This window comes from Candidatus Buchananbacteria bacterium (genome assembly GCA_013359225.1).
Taxonomy (GTDB): domain Bacteria; phylum Patescibacteriota; class Patescibacteriia; order Buchananbacterales; family UBA6539; genus JABWCG01.
The window spans coordinates 204,390-224,262 of the sequence record JABWCG010000001.1; the positions used below are offsets into that span (position 1 = coordinate 204,390).

Here is a 19,873-nt window from a genome sequence, read left to right on the forward strand (position 1 = left end):
ATAAAAGCATTGGCCTGATAAATAGGTTTGTTTTTTAGCCCTATTTATAGTATAATTTGGTCATATGGCGTTAAAACCAAGTAATAAATTTGTTAATCCTGATCAGGAAAGGCTCAATCCAGGTGAAACTCTTTCTTCCGGCGAGGTAAGCGGTAAGGAAATTAAAGAAACCGGATTTGAGCAGGCTCAGGAAAAGCCCGGTTTTGGGTCGGAAACAGAAAAGCCGTCTTTCAGACAGCCGGCGCCAAATTCGATTCCTGCTAGTCAGGCACCAGCCCCAATAGCCGAACTCAAAAGTGAAAGCTTAGTTAAGATTGAGGCAATTTTAGAGGAAGACTTGGCCGACGCTTATTTTAAAATGTCTGCGACCAAGCAGAAAGAATTTAAACTGGAAGGTGAACAGATTGCCAAAAAAATTGATCAGCTGTTGCTAAAAACCAAAGATGAGGCAAGAAATATTTTCAAACTCATTTTTAAGTGGTTAAGACTAATGCCAGGGGTCAATAAATTTTTTGTTGAGCAGGAAGCAAAAATCAAAACGGATAAAATTTTAAGACTTAAAAAATAAGATGAGTCTTTTTGCAATCCAGGCGGGTGTGCCAAAACCTAACTATCCAAACCTTGCACCGGAAGTTGCAATCGACCAGTCTTATTTTTTTGTTGCTCTAGATTTAGCGGTGCTGGTTGTTTTAGTGATTATTTTGTTTTACTTAGTTCGTCTTTTGCTTCGATCAAAGAGTTTTATGCCGGATTCGTTTGCAAAAGTGGTTTTATTGGTAACGGTGCCAAAAGAATCTTCTGATTCGGCCGATCAGGAAGAAACTATTGAACAGTTGAAAAACCAAATTTCTGTGGCCGAAAGTTGGCTGGCAACACTGGGCGGCCAGGCGCCGCAAAAGGGGTTTAAAGCCTGGTTGTGGGGTCGGTCTGATCATTTTTCTTTGGAAATTGTCGCTAAACACCAGCAAATTTCTTTTTATGTGGCCACTCCAAAATATTTACAGGGGTATATGGAACAGCAGATTTTAGCCCAGTACCCCGAAGCTAATTTGACTGAAGTTGAAGACTATAATATTTTTGGGCCGCAATCGCAAGTGTTGTCCGGATATTTGAAATTTTCTCGGAGTTTCATGTTTCCGATTAAAAGTTATCTGGATCTTAATTCAGATCCACTAAACGCCGTAACAAACAGTTTGAGTACTATTGAACCTGGTGATGGTATTGCACTACAAATTATCGCTCGGTCAAGCCATAAGCGCTGGCATCGGATCGGATCAAAAGTGGCTACCGAGCTTCAGAAGGGCCGCAGCTTATCTGAGGCAATTGATGCCACTAAAACGATTAGTCTCGCTAAGGTGGTTAATTTTTTTAGTACTAAAACACCGCAACAGCGGCAAGAAAAAGGGGAAACTACTTCCGGACTGTCCCCGATGCAGCAGGAGCTAGTGAAGGGTTTGGAAGAAAAAACTTCGAAAGCCGGATTGGACTGTAATATTAGAATTATTGTTTCTGCTAAAGATAAGACATCGGCAGAGGTATATCTGAAAAATGTTGTGAACTCTTTTTCCCAATTTAATTATTATGAATATGGCAACAGTTTTAAATTGATTAAGGAATCTTCAAATAGGCTGATTAAAGATTTTATTTATCGCCACTATCGGGAAAGTCAGAAATTAATTTTGAATATTGAAGAACTGGCCAGTCTGTATCATTTTCCAACGCCATTTTTAGAGACACCTAATATCCAGTGGCTTCTGGCCAAAAAATTACCGCCCGCTGTCGGGCTGTCATCAAATGGTTTATTGCTGGGAGAAAATATTTATCGCGGCAAGAAATCAAATATTTATCTAGCCCCGGATGATCGCCGGCGGCATATGTACATCATCGGCATGACCGGTACTGGTAAATCGGTGTTGATGAGCAATTTGGCAATTCAAGACATTAGGGCCGGCAAGGGAGTTTGTGTGATTGATCCGCATGGCAGTTTGGTGGAGTCGATTTTAGAAAGCATCCCCAAGGAACGAATTGATGAGGTGATCTATTTTAATCCAGCCGATACCAACCGACCGATTGGTTTGAATATGTTGGAAGCTGAGACTATTGAACAACAGGATTTTGCCATTCAGGAATTAATCGCTATTTTTTATAAATTGGTCACTGATCCGTCAATGATTGGCCCGATGTTTGAACATAACATGAGAAATGCCATGCTGACTTTAATGGCGGATAAAAAGGACCCTGGTACGATTGTAGAAATCCCTCGAATTTTTACCGATCGTGAATTTCAGCGCTATAAGCTCGGTAAAGTTACTGATCCGATGGTTCGTTCGTTCTGGGAACAAGAAATGGCGAAAACTTCCGATTTTCATAAGTCGGAAATGCTTGGCTACTTGATTTCAAAGATTGGCCGGTTTATTGAAAACAGCATGGTTCGTAACATTATTGGCCAGCCGAAATCCGGGTTTAATTTCCGGGAAATTATGGATCAGCAAAAAATTCTCCTGGTTAACTTGTCAAAGGGGCGAGTGGGTGAGGTAAATAGCAACTTGCTTGGATTAATTATTGTTGCAAAATTACAAATGGCGGCGCTGTCGCGCACTGATATTCCGGAAAACACCAGGCAGGATTTTTATTTGTATATTGATGAATTCCAAAATTTCATTACTGACAGCGTGGCAACAATTTTAGCGGAAGCCAGAAAATACAAACTGAATTTGATTTTGGCTCATCAGTATATTGGTCAACTGACTGAAGGTTCGGGGCCGGAAGGCAAGAGCTACGGTGATAAAATTAAAGACGCAATTTTTGGGAATGTCGGCACATTGATGTCATTTCGAATTGGTGTTGAAGATGCGGAAGTTATTGCCAAACAGATGGCGCCGGTTGTTGATGAATATGACTTGATGAATATTGAGAAATTTAATGCTTATATCAGGCTTTTGGTTGATAACCAGCCACGAAAAGCTTTCAACATTCACACGTTTCCGCCCGCTCATGGCGACGTGCGGGGTGTTGAGGATATTATTGAGTTTTCGCGTTTTAAATACGGTCGTGATCGCCAGCAAATTGAAACTGAGATTGTTAAACGCAGTCGCTTAGGGATAACTGGTACCCAATCCGTTGAAAGGTCTTTATAATATGGCTAGTGCTGCCTTTTTATTTTGGTTATTTTTCATCCCGTTTATTCTGTTGGGTTTGGGAACGTTTGCTTTGGGTGGTGTGTTAGCCGCACCATGGGTGCCGCTTTGGAAAAAAGATGTTCGTCGAATGTTGGAATTGGCCGAAGTAAAGCCAGGCGAAACAGTGTACGATTTAGGTGCCGGTGACGGCCGAATTATCATTATTGCTGCTAAAGAATTTGGCGCAACCGCAACCGGTTTTGAGGTTGCAGTCTTGCCATTTCTGTGGGGTTATATTAAAATAAAGGTACTTGGCTTAAGTAAGAAAGCTAAGCTTAAGTATAATAATTTTTTCAATCAGGATTTGAGTCAGGCGGACGTTATTTGTGTATTCCTGACACCGGAAGCAATGAAAAAATTGAAACCAAAATTTCAAAAAGAAAAAAATAAAAATTGTCGCATCGTTTCCTACGCCTTCAAAATTCCTGATTGGGAGCCGGAGAAAGTGAGTAAAGGGCCTGGAGAAACGTCCATTTATCTGTATCGGTAGGTCAAAATAAAAAAAATCAAAAAGGGGCAAAAAATAAAATGACTGGAAAAATTAAAAAAAATACCCAAGACGACATTGACATTGAAGAGCTAAACGAAGAAGAGGTGCTTCGTCATTTAGATTTGCTTCGCGATATTTTAGAAAATACTCAGGCCAATATTAAAAAAACTTTGAATTTATTAAAAGAACGACATATTGATTCAGAGAGTCTTTTGCGAACTTTGCAGGATGCTAATGAGGCATCAAAGGGGTTTATCGGTACGGATAACGGCAGCGAACGAATCATTGAAGGGGTGTTTAATGGTGAAAAAATGGTCGGTGGTGACGGACTTGAATATAACATGCCGGCAAATTATGCTTCAAAGTCTAAGCTGGTTGAAGGCGACATATTAAAATTAACCATCACGAAGGATGGTTCTTTTGTTTATAAACAAATTGGTCCGGTGGAACGCAAACAGATGGTTGCTACTTTGGCTCAAGATCAGGCAAATAGTGAATGGTATGCTGTTGACGGTAAAAAACGGTGGAAACTTTTAACCGCTTCAGTTACTTACTTTCACGGCATGCCGGGCGATGAGGTGGTAATTTTAGTTCCAAAAGAAGGGGGTAGCCGCTGGGCGGCGGTTGAAAATATAATCAAGTCTTCTTAGGCAATCGTGACAATGACAATCCGATCTAGTTTGGCTAGGTCTTTTTTTATGTCAATTTTTGCTTTGGGAAATTGCCGGCGGATAATCTGAGTAATGAGACGACTTTGGGTCGGATCAATCTCGATGATAATGGTTTTGGGTTTAACATGGTATTTCTTAACTTGTTTGAATAATTCTTCGTACTTGGTTAATCCAGAGTTTGTCGTATATAAGGCAATTTTTGGTTCATAGGATAAACCTTTTTGCTGTTGGACAGAAAGGTTTTTCCAAATTTTTGTGCTGCCGTACGGCAAATTTGACACGATGATGTCAATTTTTTTGTTTTTTAGCGGCAGGAGCAAATTGCCTTTAAAAAATTTGATGTCAGTTTGATGGCGGCGGTTATTCTTTTTGGCAATTGTCAGGGCTTTTGCGGAAATGTCCGTGGCGTAGATTTTGGCGTTGGGCAATTGTTTAGCCAGTACTATACTGATACAGCCCGAACCGGTGCCAATATCGGCAATGGTAACACTTCTTTTTTTTACCAGGTTGATTGCTTCTTCGGCCAGTAATTCGGTTTCCGGTCGAGGGATAAGGACATCTCGATTAACAAAAAAATCAAGACCAAACCATTCTTTTTCACCGGTTATGTAAGCAATCGGCTCGTGTTTTATTCGCCGCTTGATCAGTTGATCAAATTTTTTTTCCTGAGCTTTGGTTAGCAATTTTTCAGGATAAGTGTAGAAGAATTCTTTTGGTTTTTTTAAAACAAAAGATAATAAAACCTCTGCATCAAGAGAGGCTGATGAACTATTAATTGTGTTCATTGCTCGCGCTAAGGCGCTGGCGATAGTCATATTATCGATCGGCTTGTTTGAGAGCCTCGATGATTGGTTCAATTTTACCATCCATAATCAGTTCAATCTGGTTGAAATTTTGTTTAATACGGTGATCGGTAACACGGTCCTGGGGGAAATTATAGGTTCTAATTTTTTCCGATCGGTCACCTGAACCAATCTGCAGTTTACGTGATTCGCCCCGCTCCTTGGCAATCCTTTCCTGTTCCGATGCTAAGATTCGTGAGCGTAAAATTTGGAGCGCTTTGGCCTTATTTTGTTGTTGAGATTTTTCGTCCTGGCAAGAAACTACCGTGCCGGTAGGTAAATGGGTGATTCGTACTGCTGAGTCAGTGGTATTGACGCTTTGACCGCCGTGTCCGCCTGCTCGAAAAACATCAATTCGTAAATCTTCAAGCTTGATTTCAATGTCAACTTCCTCAGCTTCCGGTAAGACTGCTACGGTGGCGGCGGAAGTGTGGACCCGGCCGCTTTTTTCGGTTTCCGGGACCCGCTGGACGCGGTGAACACCGCTTTCATACTTGAGATTTTTATAAACTTGATTGCCGGCAATTTCAAAAATAACTTCTTTAAAACCGCCAATGCCAATTCGATTAGAGCTTAAAATTTTTGTTTTCCATTTCTGACTTTCCGCATAGCGGGAATACATCCGAAAAAGCTCTGCCGCAAAGAGTGCTGCTTCATCACCGCCGGTACCGGCCCTGATTTCAATGATAATATTTTTTTGATCCATCGGGTCTGGCGGGGTGACGATGTCTAGAATATCTGACTCCAGTTTTGCTTTTAATTCATTGAGGCCGGAAATTTCCTCCTGAGCAATCATAATTAGATCACTATCTTCGTCTTGGTTAATCGTTGCCTCACTTTCCGCAAGCTGCCGTTCAATTTTCTCCAACTCATTAATTTTTTTAATGGCGCCTTCAAGCCGGCTGAATTCTTGAGACACGTTTTTTAGCTTTTCGGGATTATTAATCACCGCCGTGTCCGCAAGTTCAAGGCTAAGTTGGTTATACCGTTCTTTGATTTCGAGGAATTTTTTGTCCATTGTTTTATCTATAACAAAACTCCTTTTAAAAAAGGAGTTTCGCAGTTAGAGTAGTTACTGTTCTTTTTTGGAAGTTTTGGTTCCAGTCTTGGCAGTCCGGCTCTGGCGTTTTGTCTTTTTGCCTTTTCGGGTGCTGGCCGCCGTTTCTTTCTTGGCAAGTCGTTCCTGGAATTTTTCAACTCGTCGGGCAGTATCAAGCAGTTTTTGCTTGCCGGTATAAAAAGGATGACACATTGAACAGATTTCAACGTTTAGTTCCTTTTGAGTTGAGCCAACAGTAAAAGTATTACCGCAGGCACAGGTAACTTTCGCGTCAGAATAATACTTTGGGTGAATTTCTTTTTTCATGAATTTAACACTACCACATTGGCTTAATTTTGACAAGAGCGGCTATTTTTTCCGCTCTTTTAAGGCTTTTGAATGCATGGTGATGGCAAAGGTGCCAATAACACTGGTGTAAATAAAGGCAAATTCCGCCGGAATTCTGAAACGCCCGTCTGACAGGGGTGCTAAAACGACAAATAGCACCATCATTACTGTCCACACAATGACAAAACCCTCACCCAGGAAGCGGGAGGCAAAATTATTTTGCCAGCGGCTGTATTCTTTGTCACTGACGTAGATTCCCAAGATGATGAGGTAAATTACCCCTATAGCGCTGACGGAAGTGTCATAGCCGTTTCCAGAAATAAAATCGACCATAAACATTGTTATGGTGACGATGGTCCAGAGGTTCAAAATTCCTTTAAGAATCAACCGGTGACGAATGGTCGCGTTGTGTTTGTTCATAAATCCATTGGTATTGTAGCATTTTTTTGGGCAATTTGCCACTCAAAGAAGGCAGGGGGAAGGAAGGCCTCCTTTTGTCTTGACAAGTTTTTTTTGAATCGCTACTATAGAATTAGCACTCTTAAAGGTAGAGTGCTAATCATCACACTATTATGAACGAACGACGCCAGGAACTACTAAAAAACATTACGGTTCAATACATAAAAACCGCCCAGCCGGTCAGTTCAAAAGCTATTACCGAGTCTGGTGATTTTGATCTAAGTTCAGCAACGATCAGGAATGAAATGGCAGAGCTTGAGGCGTCGGGGTACATTTACCATCCTCATACTTCAGCCGGCCGGATGCCAACCGAAAAAGGCTATCAGTATTTTGTTGACAATTTTTTGAAACCCCAGCCGCCGTCAAAACGACAGCAGGAGATATTGGCTAAATATTTTGAACCAAACGACTTTAATAATTATGCGATTAAATCCGGCGCTAAGGCGCTGGCAGAAATTTCCAATCAGGCGGTATTCGTAGCTTTTGCAGATAATGATTTTTTTTATACAGGTATTTCAAATCTTTTTTCCCAGCCGGAGTTTGCTCACCAGCAGTTGATGTATGACCTAACCCGAACAATTGACCATCTTGACAAGGTGATTGGCAAAATTTTTTCAACCATCAGCGAAAATGTGGTGGTGAGTATCGGCGCCAAAAATCCATTTGCCCGCGATTGCAGTTCGGTTATTGCCAAATATCGCACTGATAAGATAGAGGGGATGATTGGTATTATTGGACCAATGAGGATGGATTACCAGAATAATTTTAGCCTGATTAGCTTCAGCCAGCAATTAATCAATAATTTAAAATAAATGACTACGCCACATGATATTCCGGACCGTGATGAAAAAAGTTTAGAAACGGAAGTTGAAGAGTTAAAACATAAAATGCAAGAGTACCTTGACGGTTGGCGCCGTGCTAAAGCCGATTACTCCAATTTGAAAAAAGAGTCGGAAAAGCGGGTGCAGGAAATGGCTCAATTTGCTAACGCCGCCCTGCTGGCTGAATTGTTACCAATCTTTGACCATTTTAAATTGGCGTTGCAACACGTGCCCGATGATCAAAAAACCGCGGATTGGGTGGTGGGACTTGGTCATATTAAAAATCAATTTCAGGAATTTTTTAAGCGACTAGGAATTGAGGAAATTCAAACAGTTGGCCAGAAATTTGATCCTCAGCTTCATGAAGCGCTAGTGACTGAAAAACGTGACGGTGTGTCAAGCGGCATTATTGTTGAAGAGGTGAAGTCAGGCTATACATTGCATAATAAAGTAATTAACCCGGCACAAGTCAAAGTTGCCGAATAAAATAATTAATAATTAATTTTAAGGAGGTAGATATGCCTATCATTAAATGGACGCCATTCCTTGAGCCATTTGAGGAAATGGAAAAATTTATCTCCGACCACGGTGCTTCGGGGTTTGCCCCAGCCATTGATGTCTATGAAACAAAAGACAATGTTGTGGTGGAAGCGCCGCTGGCCGGAATTGACCCAAAAGACGTCGAAATTTCAATTGAAAACGATGTCTTAACGATCAAGGGTAAAGTTAAGCGGGAATCAGAGGTTGACGATAAAAATTATTACCGCAAAGAAATTCGCTCGGGAAGTTTCTTTCGTTCAGTGGCTTTGCCGGCTCATGTTGTTTCAGCGGACGCGGAGGCCGAGTCGATTGAGGGGTTGTTAAAGATCACCATTCCAAAAGCGCCGGAAGCAAAACCAAAAACGATTAAAGTAAAAGTGGCGCCGCCAAAAGACAAGAAGTAATTTTTTCATCCGGCTCACCGCCCAGCCTCTAGCCGCTGGGCGGGTCCGGACCGGGTAATTAAAACATTAGTTAATCGGTCCGGGGTATATTAATCAATAATTAAAATAATTAATCATTAAATACTATGGGAAAAATTCTAGGAATTGATTTAGGAACGACAAACTCAGCGATGGCTGTCGTTGAAGGTGGCGAACCAAAAATCATCGAAAATGCCGAAGGCAACCGAACCACGCCGTCAATGGTGGCAATCAGCAAATCAAACGAGCGGCTGGCCGGACAGCTGGCGAAGCGCCAGGCAGTTACTAATCCGGAAAATACACTTTTTTCGGTTAAGCGTTTGATTGGCCGACGTTGGGAAGACGCCGAGGTACAAAAAGACGTTAAGTTAATGCCGTATAAGATTGTTAAAAGCGGCGACGGCGTTAAAGTGAAAATGAAAGATAAGGAGTACACGCCACAGGAAATTTCTGCGATGGTTTTGCAGAAATTAAAAGCGGACGCGGAAAGTAAGCTTGGTGAAAAAATTACTGAAGCGATTATTACCGTACCGGCCTATTTTAACGATGCGCAGCGTCGCGCCACTAAAGATGCCGGTGAAATCGCCGGTTTGACTGTCAGGCAGATTATCAACGAACCGACCGCCGCAGCCTTAGCGTACGGCTTTGCCAAAAAGAAAGGGCAAAAGATTGTTGTGTATGATTTAGGTGGTGGTACTTTTGACGTTTCAGTCTTGGAAGTTTCGGAAGACACGGTTGAGGTTAAATCAACTAATGGGGACACTCACTTGGGTGGTGATGACTTTGACCAGGTAATTATTGAATGGGTAATTAGTGAATTTAAAAAAGAAAATGGCATTGATCTTGGTAAGGATCCGTTGGCGTTACAGCGCATTAAAGAGTCGGCGGAAAAGGCTAAGATTGAACTTTCTACGGCTCAAGAATCAGAAATCAACCAGCCATTCATTACTACTGACAGTAGCGGACCAAAGCACTTGGTGATGAAATTGACCCGCGCAAAGCTAGAAGAATTAGTCGGCGGATTGGTTGAGCGAACGCTCGAACCGTGTAAGGCGGCTTTGAAAGATGCCAAACTTGAAGCTAAAGACATTGAAGAGGTGATTTTGGTCGGCGGTATGACCCGCATGCCATTGGTTCAAAAAACCGTTGAAAAACTTTTTAACAAGAAACCAAACATCTCAGTTAACCCGGATGAAGTAGTGGCGCTGGGGGCGGCAGTGCAGGCTGGAGTCTTGCAGGGCGATGTTAAAGACGTACTGTTGCTTGATGTTACGCCGTTAACTTTGGGACTAGAAACCTTGGGTCGGGTGATGACGCCGTTAATTGAGCGAAACACCACGATTCCAAGTTCAAAATCTCAGGTGTTTTCAACCGCCGCTGACAATCAGCCAAGCGTTGAAATTCATGTTTTGCAAGGTGAGCGGCCGATGGCTCCGGACAACAAAACGCTCGGACGCTTTATTCTTGACGGTATTCCACCGGCACCACGCGGCGTGCCGCAGATCGAAGTTACCTTTGACATTGATGCTAATGGTATTTTAAACGTTAGTGCTAAAGATAAAGGCACTGGCAAAGAACAAAAGATTACTATCACCGCCAGTTCCGGTTTGTCCAAAGAAGAAATTGAAAAAATGAAACGAGACGCTGAAAGTCATGCTGAGGAAGATAAGAAAAAGAAAGAGCTGGCTGAAACCAGAAATATTGCCGAGACGTTGATTTTTTCCACGGAGAAAGCCTTAAAAGATGCCGGTGATAAAATTCCGGCGGACCAGAAAAAACCGATTGAAGAAAAAATTGAGGCACTTAAAAAAGTTAAAGACGGGGATGATTTGGACGCCATTAAAAAAGCGAGCGAGGAATTAAGTACGGAAGCGCAAAAGATTGGTCAGGCGATGTATGGTTCGGCTCAGCCCAATGCCGATCAGTCTCAGGCCGAACCCGGGGCCGGTACTAAGGGTGAAGCGGTCGAAGGTGAAGTTGAAGACGCAAAGTAAGATTTAATCAGTGAAATCAGGCGGGGTGACAAGCAAGCCCCGCCTGACACTTTGAAACAACTTTGGTATACTAAGGAGATAAAATATTAAAAATCATATGACACAAACTCCAGAGCAAAAAATTCAAATTCGCGATACATTTGCCGGTGCGGAATATGCTAACGCGATGCAGGTTGGATACAGTAAGGAAGAATTTATGCTGACGTTTTTGAATATCGCCGGCCCAACCGGACGGGTAGTGGGAAAAATCATGACTAATCCTGGACACCTTAAACGTTTGATTAAAGCACTGGAAGAAAGTTTGAAGAAGTATGAAGGCAGTTTTGGCAAAGTTCAGGAAGCGGAAAGCCCTAAGCAAGAAATTGGTTTTCGAACGGAGTAACGGCGCGTTATGGCCAAAAATTATTATGACATTTTAGGAGTCAGTAAAAGCTCAACACAGGAGGAAATTAAAAAGGCGTATTATAAGCTGGCTCATAAACACCATCCGCACAAGGGCGGCGACGAGCAGAAGATGAAAGAAATCAACGAGGCGTATGGTGTTTTAGGTAACGCCGAGAAGCGTTCGCAGTACGACAAGTTTGGTTCGACTTTTCAACAGGGTTCTGGTGCCGGCGGGTTTGGCGGTTTTCAGGATTTTTCGGATTTTGCCCAGGCTTTTCGAGGTAGCGCCGGCAATAACGCCGGTGCGAATTTTTCTTTTGATTTTGGCGACTTAGGTGATATTTTTGGTGATTTTTTCGGCGGCGGTCGGGGACAAGGCCGCTCACAAAGCCGTAATCGGGGCAGTGATATTGAAGCTCAAATTACTATTGAGTTCACTGAAGCAGTTTTTGGAACGGAAAAGAATATCAGCTTAACTAAAGATGCAACTTGCCAGGCATGCACCGGTACTGGCGCACAGGCCGGCTCAAAGGTGTTGACCTGTTCAACTTGTCATGGTACCGGCCAGGTAGTGCGAAATGTTGGTTTTGGCATTGGCATGCCTAGTGTCTGTCCCGATTGTCGGGGGGAAGGAAAAAAAGTTGAACAAGAGTGTCAGGTGTGTCGTGGCGCTGGAGTGGTGAAAAAATCAGAAAATATTAAAGTAAAAATTCCGGCCGGCATTGATGATGGTCAGGCCATCAGATTGGCCGGGTATGGCGCTGCCGGAAGGCGTGGCGCACAGGCCGGGGACTTATATTTGAAGGTTAAGGTAACTCCAAATAAAAGTTTACAGCGAGATGGATATGATATTAAAACGGTTGCTGAAATTTCTTTTAAGCAAGCTGCATTAGGAGATAAAATTGACGTTATAACTGTTGACGGCGTGGTAAAGTTAAAAATTCCCGAAGGAACTCAAAGCGGTAAGGTATTTATTATTAAGGGCAGGGGGGTGCCGCACTTGCAGGGCCGTAACCGAGGGGATCATTTGGTTGAGGTAATTGTTAAAACGCCGACTAAGCTAAGCCGGCAACAACGAAAACAGATTGAAGCATTGGACTTGGATTAAAAAATGGGGTTAAGGCTAGCCCCGTTTTTTAATTATCAATCCATTTATTCTTGTTTTAAAAAGATGCTATACTTAATAGGTAAGTATGATTTCAGAAATCGCAACAACTACCATTAATGAGGTGATGGATTTTGCTTCAGCACCTCAAACTCAAGAGGCAGTGGCACAAGCAAAAGTCGGCAGTCATGATTTATGGTTGGCATTTTTAAATATTGATTGGTCGGCGCCGAGCTGGGATATTATTATCCTGCTATTTTTTTTGGTGAGTGTTTTGATTTATGGCTTTGCTCTGGGACGTAACCGCGTAGTGGCAATTTTAATCAGTACGTATCTATCGTTAGCGGTAACAACTAATTTGCCGTTTATGGATAAGCTGACTGAAATCATCAACCGCTATGTAACGTTTACGTTTCAGGTTTCTTCATTTTTGATTGTTTTTATTTTATTATTTTTTCTCTTGACCAGGGGAAGTCTGCTGCAAAAATACGCCAGTCTCGGCGGCAGCTGGTGGCAGGTTATTATTTTTTCGTTATTGCAGGTTGGCTTATTAACCAGCATTATTCTTTCTTTTTTGCCGTCAGAAGCATATAGTAATTTATCTGAATTTACTAAGACTGTTTTTATTTCAGACGTCGGAAAATTTTGTTGGATTATCCTGCCGATTTCCGGATTAATTTTCTTTAAGGGTGATTTAGATCAATTAGCTTAAGTTTTTTACTAAAACAAGCCATTTTTAACGCAGGCTTGTTTATTTTTTTTGCACTTGACAAATTTGAGCAATTAGGTTAAAATGTGGGACTGGCTCACCATGGGTCCAGTTTGTGTTTGCACCTTATAATTTGGGTTATTGATAACAACGAAAAACGACACCAAAGGAGTGTCACAACAAGAGGAGATGTGCCTATAAGGAGAGCAGGGAAGCTTTGGCAGGACAAGTGCGTAAGGAACATTTCTTGAGCCGCGCGGCTTGAGAGATGAGTGTCGAACAACGTGAAACCGAAACGGAAACGAATGAAGAGGAGTGAAACGAATGAACACGATGGTTCGCAACATGATGGTGTGCGTCATGGCGGCGCTGGTGGTGCTGTTGACCTCCGGCTGCCCGATGACGCCCGATCCGCCCAACCAGCCGACGCAACCGACGTTCGACGTTCGGACCCGGCTGATTGAAGGCAAAGCCGAAGTAGTGGTCCGCAACACGGACACGCGACAGGTCAGCATTCAGATTCTGGTCCAGGATGACCGTACCGGCGACTACTTTCCCGCGTACGACGAAACCGGCGACCAGCTCCTGCGCAGCATCATGCAGCCGGGAGTCCAAACCACCGTAACTGGACAGCTTGTTAACCGCACGTATGAAGGTCACCCCGTGATCGACATCGGCGGCGGCGGAGTTCACAGTTACTGGTGGTGGGATCCGTATGCGCCGCTGTATCTCTACCCGGTTCCGCCCAGCATAAGCGTGGACTGGGAGACATACGTGACTGACGAGGAGATCACCATCACCGAAACGACGTTTGTTGACGGTGAAGGGGCGTACTTGGGCGCACAATTCGTGTTGCCCGAAGCCGGACGCTACATGGTTCGGGTCACTGGTTTTAACGAGCAGAACGTTGAGTTCAAGCCGTTTGAAACCGTGTTGCCTGACTACGATGGAACAACGCCGGACCCGGATCCCGAAGACACCGCCGACCTGGAAGTCCTGTACTTCAGCAATTACGGAGACGTCAACGGGTACGTCTATGGCATCGTCCATGGCGTGAATCCGTCGACCCACTCCGTCGCGTGCTACATCAACGTCGACTCAATGTGGTGGCCCAAGCCGGATTTCGGCAACGGCGCCTTGACCCCGTTGGAAAATGGCGGTTACTTTGAGACCGACATTACCACGGGCGGCGACGATCAGCGCGCAACGTTGATCTACTTGGCTGTGGTGCCAAACGGTACGCAAGTGCCGCAGGCGCCCAGCCTTGACCAGCCCTACATTCCGGAAGCGCTCACCAGCAAGCTATTGGTGCGTAATCCCGGACCGGTTGAAGGCGGACCTGGCGTGATTGATTTCACTGAAGTGCCCTACTACAAGGATCCTGACGGGGTGCTTCGCGGTACGGTTTCAGGAGTCAATTTCGCTGACTATCAAGTCGCTGTCTACATCCTTGTCGAGGGAGTCTGGTGGCAAAAGCCGGACTGCACCCTCGTCGACATCATGAGCAATGGTTCCTGGTCGGCTGACGTGACCGTGGTGCCAAGCGACGCGAACGCAACGCAGTTCGCCGCGTTTCTCGTCCCGCGGGGTACTTCAGTACCCTGCACGGTGTATCCGACCAAGAGCAAATCCTTGGTGGCTGGTATTGATATCCCGGGCGCGGTTGATTACGTCATCGTGAACCGGGTACCGCATATCGGCCTGACCAAAATTCCGGCCTACGAAGACACGGTCGGTGACCTGCGCGGTATCGTGGAAGCGCTCGACCCGACGCAGTACGATATCCATACCTTTATCCGGGTTCCCGGTGAAGGCTGGATTGCGAAGCCGGGCTTTGCGCCTGACGACGCGACGGTTGTTGCCGCTGACGGTACGTGGTCGTGTGACATCGTTACCGGATTGCCGGGGCAGACCAACGATCATCGGGCAACTGAGATCTGGGTTTTGCTGTTTGGCAAGGGTGTTGAAGTAACGCCGTGCGGAGACGCTGTTTGTAGCGACCTGAATATCGACACGGTGGTGAACAACGCCAGTGCTGGGATCTGGGTGAATCGTCGTCCGGGAGCGGAAGATGAAGAACCTATTATCACCATCATCGGCGCAAACCCGGTCACTTTGGCAGTTGGCAGCGGGCCGTATACCGATTTGGGCGCTACGGCGTTTGATACGGAAGACGGCGACCTGTCGGCAGAAATCGTTACCACCAATGACGTCAACACGTCGGCGGTGGGAACGTATCACGTGAATTACAGCGTGACGGACAGTGCGAGCCACACGGTGAACGCTTCCCGAACGGTTCACGTGGTGGATACCGTCGGTCCGGTAATTACCGTTTTGGGCGCAAACCCGCTGCACGTGCAGCAGGGAAGCGGCCCGTATGTTGATCCAGGCGCCACGGCGTTTGACAACTACAACGGTGACATCACCGGCAGCATTGTGAAGACCGGTTCGGTCGACACGAACACTCCCGGTACCTACACCATTAACTACAGCGTGCAAGACAGCTCCGGCAACTCTGCCAGCGCTTCGCGCACGGTAGTGGTGGATGAGGTGGTCGAGGATCAACCCCCGGTCATTACGATCTTGGGGTCAAATCCTCATACCGTCCAAGTCTTGAGCGGCCCGTATCCGGAATCCGGTGCGACCGCCCTTGACCCGGAAGATGGGGACATCTCGAACCTGATCGGAACCGTGTCCACGGTGGACATGACGACGATCGGTACGTACAACGTGACCTATTCGGTCACAGACAGCGGCGGCCACCCGGTCCAAGCGGTGAAAGTCGTTTACGTTGTCGACACGGTGGCGCCGGTTGTTGATCCGATTCCGGACCAGTTCCGTTTGGCGCTGGCATCGGGCGACCTTGATCTCGGTAACTATGGCTACGACGCGTACGACGAGAACGCGACGTGGTCCATCGTACCCGGATACGACACCAACCTGATTTCGGTGAGCTTGTCGGGAACGATCCTGACGATCACCGGGAAAAACGTCGGTGGTACAACCGTACTCACCGTGAAACTGACCGATGGCAGTGGAAATTTCACCACGGCCGACATCAACGTCACGGTTAGCCCCTGCCAAACGGCATTTATCCAGATTACCGCCGAACCCGGCAGTATTGATGGATTTCCGAATGCGGTGGCCGGCGAAGTGTGCGGCGTCGATCCGTCAACGCATAAAGTAGTTCTGTACGTTCGCGTGCACGATGCGGTGAGCGGTAACGATTACGCTTGGGTAAAGCCGAACTTCGGGGCCGAGAAATACACGGCCATCAATCCGGACGGCACCTGGGAGTCGTCGGTCGCTCCTGACGCCAATACCTGGAAAGAGGTGCGGGCGTACTTGGTTGAAGATGGTACTTCGATGCCCGACGCTGGGTCAAGTGGTCCAATGCTGTGGAGCGATTTCCTTGGGTTAAACCTGGAAAACACTTCCGGTGTGCTCGGCCTCGCCTTTGTCACCAACGGGTGACAATCAATAACCAAACCAACACTCGACTTTAGGGGAGAGTGACAACGCCCTCGCAAGTACTGTTCAACAAGAACGGGAAAGCGAGGGCTCTTTTTTTAAGTTAATTTTTTAAATCATCTACAACTATTTAAGTCTTTGGGGTGTGGGGCGGTATTAAGCCCTAGAACAAATAGTCAAAGTTAGATTGGCGTTAAAGGCGCATTACCGTCCCACGCTTTTTGGATACTTTTTCTAAAAAAGTATCGTAAAAAATAGCATAGCTCTAGTTATTTAATCTCGCAGTATTGACAAAAACTCTAAAATATGATTTAATTTAAGTGGTAATTAAATGTCTAAAAACATGAAGAAATTACTAAAAAAAATTAAGGATTTATCTATTAACCGTCACCAAATTGACACGGATCGTGACGGTCTTTCTGATTATGATGAAATCAATATCTATCATACCAATCCATATAATCCGGATACGGATAAAGACGGGATTCCGGACGGTGAAGAAATTCGTCGCGGCCGCAATCCGCTCGGACCCGGTACGTTGAAAGATTTATTTATTCCTTATGCTGGTAACAATTATCAGCCGCATATTTTATTGCCGCGTCGGGTGTTGTTTTATGCTGTTGCTGCCACGGTTACTAAAGTGATTATTGCCGGGTTAGTTGTGTTGTTTCCGGCCGGCGCTTGGTTAACGCCCGATTTGATGATTCAAGAAAGTAAGCGGGTGATTGAGTTAACTAACCAAATCAGACAGCGCCAATCAGTCCCGGCTTTAAAGGAAAGTTCGTTATTAACCCAGGCGGCGTTTGATAAATCTCAGGATATGCTTATCCAACAGTATTTCGCTCACGTCGGTCCTGATGGCTTGGATTTAAGCGATTGGATTAAGGGAACCGGGTATCGTTATTTGGTGGCTGGTGAAAATTTAGCGATGGGGTTTGCCAGCGCTGATGAAGTTGTTACTGCTTGGACAAAAAGCCGGACTCACTACGCCAATTTGATTGACACAGACTATGAGGAAATTGGTGTTGGAATGGCTTCTGGTATGTATAGCGGTGTTGATACGACGATGGTTGCTCAGTATTTTGCTTTAGCTTCCGGTCCGGCGGTTGCCGTTGAAGAGCCGAAATCCCAAGTTGTTGAGGCAGTGGTTCCAACCCCGAGCCCAGAACCGGTTGTGGCAGCAGTAAATCAGCCGCAGGAAGTTTTACCGGAAAAAGTTGAAGAACCGGCTCCTGTACCAACCCCAGCTCCAACTCCTGAACCCACGCCAGTGGTGACTAAACCAACCCCGGCTCCTGCACCGACACCAGTGGTAGTTGAAAAACCTAAACCAATCCCAGCTCCAACTCCAGTAGTAACCAAGCCAGTACCAACCGCCATTCCAACTCCGAGCCCAGAACCGGTTGTTACACCTGAGCCACAGGTAGTTGTTAAGCCGGTTTTAGCTAATCCTAAATTTGTTATGTATCCGACGCAGGACGTCTCCGAACAAAATCAGGTTCTCGTTGTGGCGTATGCGCCAACAGCTGAACGCTTGATGATTTTAGATAACGGCAATAAGATTGCGGAAAAAACAAGTTTACAGAGTGAATTTTTTGACTTTGCGTTGCAACTTGAGCCTGGATCTCATACATTAGTCGCTAAGTCCTTTAAAGGTGATTTAGAGGCAGTTTCGCAAACACTGACGTTAACGGTTAACGACAGCGTTCCGGGCGCTGATTTGGAAAACAGCGAGATGGTGATTTCTCAACCTTCAAGTGGTAACGATAAAATTATAATGGCACGAATGTACTTGAGCACCGACGCCAAAGAAGCCCAGATTACTTTTGATAATTATCGTATTGAATTGACGAAGGAAGACGAAATTAAAGATGGCTTTAATCTTTGGACTGGAGAGTTGATTGTATTCGGATCAGACGGCAAAGATATATTTAATACAGTGACGTTGCCGGTGTTATCAATCACTGATGTAAGCGGCAACGAATCAGTGCAGGATATTAGTTGGGAGCATATCGTACCGTCAAGCCCCTCACTGACCAGACAATATTTATTTATGAAGTCCTACCCCTTGAAACAAGTTGATTTATTGTTTGATATTTCCGGTTGGTATTACCGCATCATTCTAGTAATTGCCGTTGTTGCCCTATTGTTGAATATCTTTATTGAAATTAAGAAACAGTATCCTCATGTTATTGCCTCGACTCTTGGATTGATCTCATTGATGGTAATCTTTATCGTAGTGTAAAACCTAGCCGAGCAAGGAGGGGGAGACATACGGTGTTTATACAATATTAATTTATCTAAAACAAAAATCCCCACTGCTGACCTTGGCAAGGGGTTTTTGTGTAGGTATTGACATTTTTTTAATTTATATGTATAATAATTGGTTAAAAATAAGTTATATTTAATGACTAAATATTGCTTAAATAAGCATAAATATGGCTAAACTAATTTCTGTCATTATTCCGGTTAATAACGAAGAGGCTAACATCCCTTTGATTTATCAGGCGGTAAAAGACCAGCTGATCAAATTGGGTAGTGATTTTGATTATGAAATAATTTTTGTGGATGATGGCAGTACTGATAAAAGCAATTTTGCAGTTACCCGACTATGCGATGCTGATCCAAAAGTTAAATTAATTGAATTTTCCCGTAACTTCGGTAAAGAGGTTGCGACCACTGCTGGGTTGCATGAAGCATCCGGAGATGCAGCAATTATTATTGATGCTGATCTGCAACATCCGGCGTCGTTAATTCCGGATTTCGTAGCTCGCTGGACTCAGGGATTTGATATGGTTGTTGGCGTTCGAAATAATAATGAATCAGAAAGTGTCATTAAACGTTTAGGTTCGGTGGCCTTTTACAAGGCAATGAAGCTGATTGGCGAAACCAAATTGGCAAGCCGGACCACCGATTACCGAATTATTGATCGTAAGGTGATTGATGAATTCAAACGTTTTACTGAGCATAACCGAATTACCCGGGGTTTACTTGATTGGCTTGGCTTTAAGAAAGAGTATATTTACTTTACGGCCCTCACTCGCCAACACGGTAAGCCGTCATATTCAAAAATCAAATTAGTAAAATTGGCACTTTCAACATTTGTCTCACATAGTTTATTCCCGTTAAAATTTGCGGGCTATCTTGGTATTATTATTGTTTCATTTTCTGGGCCGCTTGGTTTATTTATTTTTATTGATAAATATATTTTGGATGACGCGACCGGCTTTAATTTTTCCGGCCCGGCCATTTTGGCGCTAATTAATATGTTTTTTACCGGTATTATTTTAAGTTCGCTTGGTTTAATCGCTTTGTATATCGCCGACATTCAAAGCGAAGTGACAAACCGGCCGATGTATGTAGTGCGGTCTCGTAAAAATTTGAAACAGCAATAAACCT

General features: G+C 44.5%; 18 protein-coding genes. 14 read left to right on the forward strand and 4 right to left on the reverse strand.

Going from position 1 to position 19,873, the window contains the following annotated elements; genetic code table 11:
- Positions 1-64: 64 nt before the first annotated feature.
- Genes HUU49_01155 through HUU49_01170 form a run of 4 tightly spaced genes read left to right on the forward strand, consistent with a single transcriptional unit; the run spans position 65 to position 4,319 of the window.
- The gene (locus tag HUU49_01155; GenBank protein ID NUM25215.1) at positions 65-568 is read left to right on the forward strand and encodes a hypothetical protein; all 504 of its coding nucleotides are present in this window, start codon (positions 65-67) and stop codon (positions 566-568) included.
- 1 nt (position 569) lies between these two features.
- Positions 570-3,137 carry a type IV secretion system DNA-binding domain-containing protein gene (locus tag HUU49_01160; protein NUM25216.1) on the forward strand — a complete coding sequence of 856 codons (2,568 nt, stop codon included), beginning with the start codon at positions 570-572 and terminating at the stop codon, positions 3,135-3,137.
- 1 nt (position 3,138) lies between these two features.
- Positions 3,139-3,669 carry a class I SAM-dependent methyltransferase gene (locus tag HUU49_01165; protein ID NUM25217.1) on the forward strand — a complete coding sequence of 177 codons (531 nt, stop codon included), beginning with the start codon at positions 3,139-3,141 and terminating at the stop codon, positions 3,667-3,669.
- A gap of 38 nt (positions 3,670-3,707) precedes the next feature.
- Positions 3,708-4,319, forward strand: coding sequence for a hypothetical protein (locus tag HUU49_01170; GenBank protein ID NUM25218.1), 612 nt, complete (start codon positions 3,708-3,710; stop codon positions 4,317-4,319).
- Here the strand turns inward: HUU49_01170 and prmC are convergent.
- The 4 genes from prmC to HUU49_01190 are packed head-to-tail and all read right to left on the reverse strand — an operon-like array spanning position 4,316 to position 6,989.
- Positions 4,316-5,155: a peptide chain release factor N(5)-glutamine methyltransferase gene (gene prmC, locus HUU49_01175; protein NUM25219.1), complete on the reverse strand. Its 840-nt coding sequence runs from the start codon at positions 5,153-5,155 to the stop codon at positions 4,316-4,318. The two genes, HUU49_01170 and prmC, sit on opposite strands and share 4 nt — an antisense overlap.
- 1 nt (position 5,156) lies before the next feature.
- On the reverse strand, positions 5,157-6,200 hold the full coding sequence (gene prfA, locus HUU49_01180) for a peptide chain release factor 1 (protein ID NUM25220.1): 1,044 nt from the start codon (positions 6,198-6,200) through the stop codon (positions 5,157-5,159).
- Positions 6,201-6,254: 54 nt separating this feature from the next.
- Complete coding sequence (gene rpmE / locus HUU49_01185; GenBank protein NUM25221.1) at positions 6,255-6,548, reverse strand: 50S ribosomal protein L31; 294 nt, start codon at positions 6,546-6,548, stop codon at positions 6,255-6,257.
- A 42-nt stretch (positions 6,549-6,590) separates the two neighbouring features.
- Entirely contained in the window at positions 6,591-6,989 is a 399-nt protein-coding gene (locus HUU49_01190) for a hypothetical protein (protein NUM25222.1), read from the reverse strand.
- 152 nt (positions 6,990-7,141) lie between these two features.
- On the opposite strand from HUU49_01190, the gene HUU49_01195 reads away from it, so the two are divergent.
- From HUU49_01195 to HUU49_01240, 10 genes are all read left to right on the forward strand, one after another.
- Complete coding sequence (locus HUU49_01195) at positions 7,142-7,840, forward strand: hypothetical protein (GenBank protein ID NUM25223.1); 699 nt, start codon at positions 7,142-7,144, stop codon at positions 7,838-7,840.
- Entirely contained in the window at positions 7,841-8,335 is a 495-nt protein-coding gene (locus HUU49_01200) for a nucleotide exchange factor GrpE (protein NUM25224.1), read from the forward strand.
- A gap of 32 nt (positions 8,336-8,367) precedes the next feature.
- Positions 8,368-8,793 carry an Hsp20/alpha crystallin family protein gene (locus tag HUU49_01205; GenBank protein NUM25225.1) on the forward strand — a complete coding sequence of 142 codons (426 nt, stop codon included), beginning with the start codon at positions 8,368-8,370 and terminating at the stop codon, positions 8,791-8,793.
- 125 nt (positions 8,794-8,918) lie between these two features.
- Positions 8,919-10,805 (forward strand): molecular chaperone DnaK, encoded by a 1,887-nt coding sequence (dnaK, locus tag HUU49_01210; GenBank protein NUM25226.1) that lies wholly within the window; start codon positions 8,919-8,921, stop codon positions 10,803-10,805.
- 97 nt (positions 10,806-10,902) lie between these two features.
- The gene (locus HUU49_01215; GenBank protein ID NUM25227.1) at positions 10,903-11,187 is read left to right on the forward strand and encodes a DUF3467 domain-containing protein; all 285 of its coding nucleotides are present in this window, start codon (positions 10,903-10,905) and stop codon (positions 11,185-11,187) included.
- A 9-nt stretch (positions 11,188-11,196) separates the two neighbouring features.
- On the forward strand, positions 11,197-12,297 hold the full coding sequence (gene dnaJ, locus HUU49_01220) for a molecular chaperone DnaJ (GenBank protein NUM25228.1): 1,101 nt from the start codon (positions 11,197-11,199) through the stop codon (positions 12,295-12,297).
- Between the two features lie 85 nt (positions 12,298-12,382).
- A complete protein-coding gene (locus HUU49_01225; protein ID NUM25229.1) occupies positions 12,383-13,006 on the forward strand; it encodes a hypothetical protein in 624 nt (207 codons plus the stop codon).
- A gap of 321 nt (positions 13,007-13,327) precedes the next feature.
- Positions 13,328-16,477, forward strand: coding sequence for a DUF5011 domain-containing protein (locus tag HUU49_01230; protein ID NUM25230.1), 3,150 nt, complete (start codon positions 13,328-13,330; stop codon positions 16,475-16,477).
- A 340-nt stretch (positions 16,478-16,817) separates the two neighbouring features.
- The gene (locus tag HUU49_01235; GenBank protein ID NUM25231.1) at positions 16,818-18,719 is read left to right on the forward strand and encodes a hypothetical protein; all 1,902 of its coding nucleotides are present in this window, start codon (positions 16,818-16,820) and stop codon (positions 18,717-18,719) included.
- 193 nt (positions 18,720-18,912) lie between these two features.
- Positions 18,913-19,869, forward strand: coding sequence for a glycosyltransferase family 2 protein (locus HUU49_01240; protein NUM25232.1), 957 nt, complete (start codon positions 18,913-18,915; stop codon positions 19,867-19,869).
- Positions 19,870-19,873 lie beyond the last annotated feature (4 nt).